10 protein-coding genes and 1 rRNA gene are annotated in these 6,710 nt (G+C 71.6%); 6 read left to right on the top strand and 5 right to left on the bottom strand.

Translation table 11 applies throughout. From position 1 onward, the window contains the following. Positions 1-72, bottom strand: a 16S ribosomal RNA gene (locus tag ABZ193_RS35100); the annotation flags it as partial. A gap of 466 nt (positions 73-538) precedes the next feature. Here ABZ193_RS35100 and ABZ193_RS35095 point away from each other — a divergent pair. From ABZ193_RS35095 to ABZ193_RS35085, 3 genes are read left to right on the top strand one after another with little or no spacing between them, the layout of a single operon-like run. Continuing rightward, positions 539-1,387 carry a helix-turn-helix transcriptional regulator gene (locus ABZ193_RS35095; protein ID WP_237339930.1) on the top strand — a complete coding sequence of 283 codons (849 nt, stop codon included), beginning with the start codon at positions 539-541 and terminating at the stop codon, positions 1,385-1,387. Further along, entirely contained in the window at positions 1,372-1,824 is a 453-nt protein-coding gene (locus ABZ193_RS35090; protein ID WP_017986804.1) for a flavodoxin family protein, read from the top strand. Before ABZ193_RS35095 ends, ABZ193_RS35090 begins: the two co-directional genes overlap by 16 nt. A 58-nt stretch (positions 1,825-1,882) precedes the next feature. Further along, positions 1,883-2,281, top strand: coding sequence for a hypothetical protein (locus ABZ193_RS35085; protein WP_237339931.1), 399 nt, complete (start codon positions 1,883-1,885; stop codon positions 2,279-2,281). Between the two features lie 14 nt (positions 2,282-2,295). Here ABZ193_RS35085 and ABZ193_RS35080 read toward each other — a convergent pair whose 3' ends face one another. Together ABZ193_RS35080 and ABZ193_RS35075 are read right to left on the bottom strand one after the other, a co-directional pair. Beyond that, entirely contained in the window at positions 2,296-3,276 is a 981-nt protein-coding gene (locus tag ABZ193_RS35080; protein ID WP_237339932.1) for an aldo/keto reductase, read from the bottom strand. Continuing rightward, entirely contained in the window at positions 3,273-3,677 is a 405-nt protein-coding gene (locus ABZ193_RS35075; protein WP_237339933.1) for a MerR family transcriptional regulator, read from the bottom strand. Before ABZ193_RS35075 ends, ABZ193_RS35080 begins: the two co-directional genes overlap by 4 nt. Before the next feature lie 84 nt (positions 3,678-3,761). Between ABZ193_RS35075 and ABZ193_RS35070 the strand changes: the two genes are divergently transcribed. Then, the gene (locus ABZ193_RS35070) at positions 3,762-4,367 is read left to right on the top strand and encodes a TetR/AcrR family transcriptional regulator (RefSeq protein WP_020421823.1); all 606 of its coding nucleotides are present in this window, start codon (positions 3,762-3,764) and stop codon (positions 4,365-4,367) included. Here the strand turns inward: ABZ193_RS35070 and ABZ193_RS35065 are convergent. Beyond that, positions 4,328-4,930 carry a class I SAM-dependent methyltransferase gene (locus tag ABZ193_RS35065; RefSeq protein WP_237339934.1) on the bottom strand — a complete coding sequence of 201 codons (603 nt, stop codon included), beginning with the start codon at positions 4,928-4,930 and terminating at the stop codon, positions 4,328-4,330. The two genes, ABZ193_RS35070 and ABZ193_RS35065, sit on opposite strands and share 40 nt — an antisense overlap. Then, complete coding sequence (gene upp / locus ABZ193_RS35060; RefSeq protein WP_020421821.1) at positions 4,920-5,543, bottom strand: uracil phosphoribosyltransferase; 624 nt, start codon at positions 5,541-5,543, stop codon at positions 4,920-4,922. Before upp ends, ABZ193_RS35065 begins: the two co-directional genes overlap by 11 nt. 36 nt (positions 5,544-5,579) lie before the next feature. On the opposite strand from upp, the gene ABZ193_RS35055 reads away from it, so the two are divergent. Together ABZ193_RS35055 and ABZ193_RS35050 are read left to right on the top strand one after the other, a co-directional pair. After that, positions 5,580-5,990 carry a hypothetical protein gene (locus ABZ193_RS35055; protein ID WP_237339935.1) on the top strand — a complete coding sequence of 137 codons (411 nt, stop codon included), beginning with the start codon at positions 5,580-5,582 and terminating at the stop codon, positions 5,988-5,990. Between the two features lie 68 nt (positions 5,991-6,058). Further along, complete coding sequence (locus ABZ193_RS35050) at positions 6,059-6,670, top strand: DUF1707 domain-containing protein (RefSeq protein ID WP_020421819.1); 612 nt, start codon at positions 6,059-6,061, stop codon at positions 6,668-6,670. Positions 6,671-6,710: the final 40 nt, after the last annotated feature.

Below are 6,710 nucleotides of genomic sequence, written 5' to 3'. Positions count from 1 at the left end.
TCAGCGTTCGACTTGCATGTGTTAAGCACGCCGCCAGCGTTCGTCCTGAGCCAGGATCAAACTCTCCAACAATGCTAGAAAATCGATCCGGCTATACATGATAGCCTCAAAGGAACCCACAAAGGGTTCTAGCTAATCAACTGGCTTTAGCTCATCAATACACTGTTGAGTTCTCAAACAACACGTTTTGTTGTGTGACCCGACGACCCCTCCAGCGCGCGAAGTCTCGCGACTCCAATTTCGCTGTGGTTTCGTCCGGCGGCGGTCACCCACTCTACCACCATCGGTGGGAGCTTGGTTCGTGACCCCCCGCCCGGATCCCGTTCCCTTGGGGCTTTTCTTCCCCGCCGGCCCGGTCTCCCTGGCGACGAAGAGAAGATTACATGCCCCGAAATGGGGCTCGAACAGGGGGGTCCCTTAACGGTAAAAGCGCTGATCAAGCGCCCTTTCGGCCCGGAAAGGCGTCGCGACGGCCCGCCCACGGCGCGATCGGGCGGTTCCCCGGAGGCCGCTCGACCAAGATCCGGACACTGGGGACATGCGAGAACTCGCGGCATTCCTGCGGACCCGGCGCGACCGGTTGCGGCCCGCCGACGTCGGGCTGCCGGCCGGACCGCGAAGGCGCGCGCCCGGCCTGCGACGGGAGGAGGTCGCGAACCTCGCCGGGATCTCGACCGACTACTACACGCGCCTGGAACAGGCCGGCAGTCCGCAGCCACCGCGGGACGTCCTCTCCGGTGTCGCGCGGGCGCTGCGGCTCTCCGACGAAGAACGCGCGCACCTGTTCCACCTCGCCGGGGAACAACCCGACCCGGACGGCCCCTCCGCGGACGTGTCGTCCGGGGTCCGGCACCTCCTGGACCACCTGGACGAGGCGGCGGCGCTGGTCGTCGACGTCAAGTACGAGGTGCTGGCGTGGAACCCCCTGGCCGCCGTCGTCTTCGGCGACCTCGCCGAGTTGTTACCCCGCGAGCGCAACCTCGCGCGCGACCGGTTCCTCCACTCCGGTGGGAGCCGCTACCCGGACCCGGGCGAGCACTTCGCCGTCGCACTCCGCGCGGCCGCCGCTAAGTACCCGGACGACCCGGGGATCCGCGAGCTGATCGAGGACCTGCGGGAGGGCAGCGCCGAGTTCCGCGAGCTGTGGTCCCGGCACGACGTGATCGTGCGGCGCGACCGGACGAAGGTCCTTCGGCACCCGCGGACCGGCGAGTTCGAGGTCGCGTGCGAGGTGCTGCTCGTCCCCGACCGCGACCAGCGGGTCATCCTCTACACCGCCGCGCCCGGCAGCGCCGGCCAGGAGGCGTTGCGGCTGCTCGGCACCCCCGGCGCGCTTGCACCGGCGCACCGGCCACGGCACGCTCCTCAGGCGTGCCCACCTTGCTGATCGTGCACCACACGCCCTCGCCGAACCTGCAGGCCATGTTCGAAGCCGTGGTCGCGGGCGCGACCACCGACGAGATCGAGGGGGTCACCGTCGTGCGGCGGGCGGCTCTCGCGGCCACCGCCACCGACGTGCTCGACGCGGACGGCTACCTGCTCGGCACCACGGCCAACCTCGGGTACATGTCGGGCGCGCTCAAGCACTTCTTCGACCAGGTCTACTACCCGTGCCTGGACTCCACGCGCGGCCGCCCGTTCGGGTGTTACGTGCACGGCGGCAGCGACGTCTCCGGGACGGTCCGCGGCATCGAGTCGATCACCACGGGCCTCGGGTGGGAGAAGGCGGCGGAGATCGTCACCGTCACCGGCGAACCGTCGAAGGCGGACCTCGAACGCTGCTGGGAGCTGGGCGCGACGGTCGCTGCCGGACTGATGGAATAACGTCGTTACGTAACGCTGTTACGATTGTCGTGGAACGCTCCCAGAGAGGAAGCTCGCGATGATCGCCCTGTCCGGTCCCACCCAGCTGTTCACCGTGATCGCGCTGGTCTCGCTGCCGACGGTGATGTTCGGCGGCTACTCGCTGCTCGGCCTGCTGCGCAAGCGCAAGCTCACCGACGAGCAGCGGGCGTACTTCCGCGCCGGGCACGCGCACGCCGGTGTGCTGCTCGTGCTGGCGCTGATCACCCTGCAACTCGTCGCCGCGGGCGGGCTCGGCGCGGCCGGCCAGTGGGTGGTCTCCGTCCTGCTGCTGGTCGGCATCCTCGCGCAGTCCGGCGGGATGTTCCTCAACCTGCTGCCGGACCGGAAGCCGCTCGCGCACGGCGTCACCGTCAGCGGCGCGGTGCTGCTCGCCGCCGCGATGATCACGACGGCGGTCGGGGTGGCGGTGGCCTGATCAGGCCACCGGCCTCACTTGCCGACGTTGCGGGCCAGGGCCGCCGGGTAGCGCTCCCCCGCCACGGCCTCCGCGGGAACAGCCGCCTCGATGCTCCGGATGTCCGCTTCGGACAGTTCGAGCGCGGCCGCGGCCACGTTCTCCTCCAGGTACTTGCGGCGCTTCGTGCCGGGAATGGGGACGACGTCCGCGCCCCGGCTCTGCACCCAGGCCAGCGCCAGCTGGCCGGCGGTCACGCCCTTCTCCGCCGCCAGCTTCCGCAGCGCCTCGACGATGCGCAGGTTCCGGTCCAGGTTGCCCTCGGCGAAGCGCGGCAGGTTGCGGCGCATGTCGTCGGACGGCAGCTCCTCCACCTTGGTGATGCTGCCGGTCAGGAACCCGCGGCCGAGCGGCGAGAACGGCACGATCCCGATGCCCAGCTCGCGGCACGTGGGCACGACCTCGTCCTCGATCCCGCGGGTCCACAGGCTCCATTCGCTCTGCAGGGCCGTCACCGGGTGGACGGCGTGCGCCCTGCGGATCGTGTCCGCGGACGCCTCGGAGATGCCCAGGTGGCGGACCTTGCCCTCGGCGACCAGCTCGGACAGCGCGCCCCAGGTCTCCTCGACCGGGACGGCCGGGTCGACCCGATGCTGGTAGTAGAGGTCGATGTGGTCGACGCCGAGGCGGCGCAGCGAGTCCTCGGCGCACTGGCGGACGTAGGCCGCGTCGCCGCGCACCTGCTGCCCCTCCGCGCCCAGCACGATGCCGAACTTGGTGGCCAGCACGACCTGGTCCCGTTTGCCCGCGATCGCGCGGCCGACCAGCTCCTCGTTGGCCCCCTGGCCGTACACGTCCGCGGTGTCCAGCAGCGTCACGCCCAGCTCGAGCGCGCGGTGGATCGTCGCGATGGACTCCGCGTCGTCGTCGCGCACCCCGTAGGCCTGGCTCATGCCCATGCAGCCGAGGCCCTGCGCGCCGACCTCCAGCTCGCCCAGCTTCCTGGTGCCGATCACGCGGAGATCTCCTCCCGGACCACGCCGGCCGCGCCCGGGACACGGGCGCAGATGCGGTCGTAGTTCTCGATCTTGTAATTCAGGACGTCCATGCAGGCCTGGAGTTCGGCGATGCGCTCGGCGACCGAGCGGCGCTGTTCGAGCAGGATCGCGCGGCGGCGGCCGGCGCTGGCGTCACCGGCGCCGCGCAGCTGCGCGTACTCCCGCATCATCTTGATCGGCATGCCCGTGGTGCGGAGCTTGGTGAGGAACTCCAGCCACGCGAGGTCGGCGTCGGAGTAGGCCCGCCTGCCCGCGGCGTCCCTGGCGGGCGGGTCGAGGAGCTTGATGCGCTCGTAGTAGCGGAGGGTGTCGATCGACAGCCCGCTGCGACGTGCGGCTTCCGCTATCGAGTAGCTCATGCTGCCGACACTACGACCTGGAGTGCACTCCAGGTCAACTCCGGAAGCAGGGGAACGATAACGGTGTCGCGATAGCCTGGGGGCATGCCGCGACCCCGGACCCACGACGAAGCACTCCGGCTGAAACTGCTCGACCGGGCCGGCGAACTGCTGTCGGCGGACGGGCCGAAGGCGCTCAGCCTGCGCAAGCTCGCCGCGGACGTGGGCACCTCGACCACCGCGGTGTACTCGCTGTTCGGCGGCAAGCCCGAGCTGGTCAACGCCGTCTACCTGGAGGGGTTCCGGCGGTTCGGGGCGCGGTTGCGGGGCGTCTCGCGCTCGGGCGACCCGGTGGAGGACTTCGTGCGGCTGGGGCTGGCCTACCGGGAGAGCGCGCTGGCCGACCCGCACCTGTACTCGATCATGTTCACCAAGGCCCTGCCCGGGTTCGAGCCCGGCGCGGAGGCCGCGCGGACCGCGCGGGACTCACTCGCGCCGCTGGTCGACACCGTGCGCGCGGCGATCTCCGCCGGGGCGTTCCGGGCGGTCGCGCCCGAGGTGATCGCGGTGAGCGCGTGGGGCATCGTGCACGGGCTGGTGTCGCTGGAGCTGAACGGGAACCTGCCGCGGGACTTCGACGTGGCCGCCTCCTACGAGACGGCGCTGCGCGCTCACGCGGACGGGTGGCGCTTGACCCAGGTCAGCGAATAGCGGCGGAGCACGTGGCGCCGGTAGCGCACGCCGGGCAGGAGCCGCCGGGCCGCCTCCCGGACCTCGCGGTAGCTCATCGCCGGTTTGAGGGTCGGCATGCCCGTCGGGACGCTCGCCCGGCGCAGCACCTTGGTGATCCGCACGACCGGCGTGGCCGCGGCCCAGATCGCCCAGTCCGCCAGGGTCGCCTCGCGCGCCAGGCCGACGACGACGAGCGTGCCGCCCGGGCGCAGCAGGTCCCGCATGCGGGCCAGCGCCGGCTCGAACTCCATGTGGTGGATCGCGGTGACCGAGCAGACGAAGTCGTAGTGCCCGGCAGGGAGGTCCGCGGCGAGGAAGTCCCCCTCGACGAACCGCGGACCGCCGGCCTGTTCGCGGGCGCGGGCGATCATCTCCGGCGAGCAGTCGATCCCGGTGACCCGCTTCGCCCTGCTCATCAGCTTCCGCGCGAGCAGCCCCTCGCCGCAGCCGACGTCCAGCGCCTCCACGCAGCCGTCCGGCACGGCGCGCAGGACCTCCGGATGCCGGGCGACGTTGCTGTTCCAGTACGGGTCAGCGGGCACCGTACTGACGATCACCCGCGTCGCCGAGGCCGGGGACGATGAAGCCGGAGTCGTTGAGCCGTTCGTCGACGCTCGCGGTGACCACGCGGACCGGCAGGCCGCTGTCCTCCAGGTGCTTGATCCCCTCCGGCGCGGCGAGTGCGCAGATCGCGGTGACGTCGGTGGCGCCGCGGCCGGTCAGCAGCCGGATCGTGTACTCCATCGAGCCGCCGGTGGCGAGCATCGGGTCGAGGACGAACACCGGGCGGTCGGACAGGTCGTCGGGCAGCGACTCCATGTACGGGGTCGGCTGGAGGGTCTCCTCGTCGCGCGCCAGGCCGACGAAACCCATCTGCGCCTCGGGGATCAGCTTGTGCGCCTGGTCGGCCATGCCCAGCCCGGCGCGCAGGACGGGCACCAGCAGCGGCGGGTTCGCGAGGCGGTACGCGTCGGTGCGGGCGACGGGCGTGTGGATGCGCTCGGTGCGCACCGGCGCCTCGCGGGTGGCCTCGTAGATCAGCATGACGGTCAGCTCGTGCAGGGCCGCCCGGAAGGCCGCGCTGTCCGTGCGGGCGTCACGCATGGTCGACAGCCTGGCCTTGGCCAGCGGATGATCGACGACAAGCACGTCCATGGAGCGTCACGGTAGCCGACAACGGGGGTGGTCCGGATGCGCACCGTGGTCGCGGTGCTGGGAATCGGCAGCGCGCTGGCCGCGTGCGCCCCGGTCGCGTGTCCCGCGATCGGTTACGCCGCGCCGTCCCGCGTGGTGCTGCCCGCGGTGCCGGACGTGGCGTCGGTGGAACTGCGGTTGTGCCAGTCCGGCACGTGCTCGACGGCGCGGGCGACGCAGGCCGGCGGGGTCGTGGCGCCGGACCTCGGCAGCACGCGCGCGCAACGGTTCGAGGCCGGCCACGGCGACGTCACCGTCCGGCTGCTGACCGCCGACGGCCGCGAAGCGCTGGGCGCGGGCGGGAGCGTTCCGGTGCACGTCGCGAGCTTCGGTTCCGGGCCGTGCACGCAGCACGTCGCGCACGTGGACGTGATCGTCGGCGCGGACGGAACAGTCTCCGGAAGGTGACCCGGAAACCGCGTGGACCCAGATAGGCTCGCGCGGTGGAACAGCCTGGGACTCCCGAGCGCCCGCCGATGCGGGCCTCCGACGCGGACCGGGAACGGGTCGCGCAGATCCTGCACAACGCGCTCGCCGAGGGGCGGATCACCGTGCAGGAACTGGAAGAGCGGCTCGACACCGTGTACGCCGCCAAGACGCTCGCCGAACTGGAGCCGCCGGTCGCGGACCTGCCGGGGGTCTCGCCGGCCGCCGTGCAGCCCGCCGCGCCGCGGGCGCTCACCCCGGACAACCGCATCGGCGGGGTGCCCGGCTCGAAGACCTCCGTCGCCGTCATGTCCGGCGTCACCCGCAAGGGCCCGTGGACCGTGCCGCCGGACCACACCAGCGTCGCGTTCTGGGGCGGCGTCGAGATGGACCTGCGCAGCGCCCGGTTCAGCGAACGGCACACCACCATCACCGCCGTCGCGATCATGGGCGGCATCGACATCGTGGTGCCCGACGACATCATCGTCGAGGTCACCGGCGTCGGTTTCATGGGCGCGTTCGAGAGCCAGGACCGCGGCGGCGCGTCCACCGAGCCCCCGCCGCCGGGCGCGCCGGTCGTCAAGGTCACCGGGCTCGCGTTCTGGGGCGCGGTCACGGTCGTGCGCAAACCGCGGAAGGGTCAGGGGCAGATCGAGGGCTGACCACCGGCGGACCGGGGCGCGGAGGATGTGCGGCCACTCC

This window comes from Amycolatopsis sp. NPDC006125, from assembly GCF_040614195.1.
Lineage (GTDB): Bacteria > Actinomycetota > Actinomycetes > Mycobacteriales > Pseudonocardiaceae > Amycolatopsis_E > Amycolatopsis_E tucumanensis.
The sequence above is the reverse complement of the archived record's forward strand: the minus strand, read 5'-3'. Positions and strand labels throughout refer to the sequence as shown.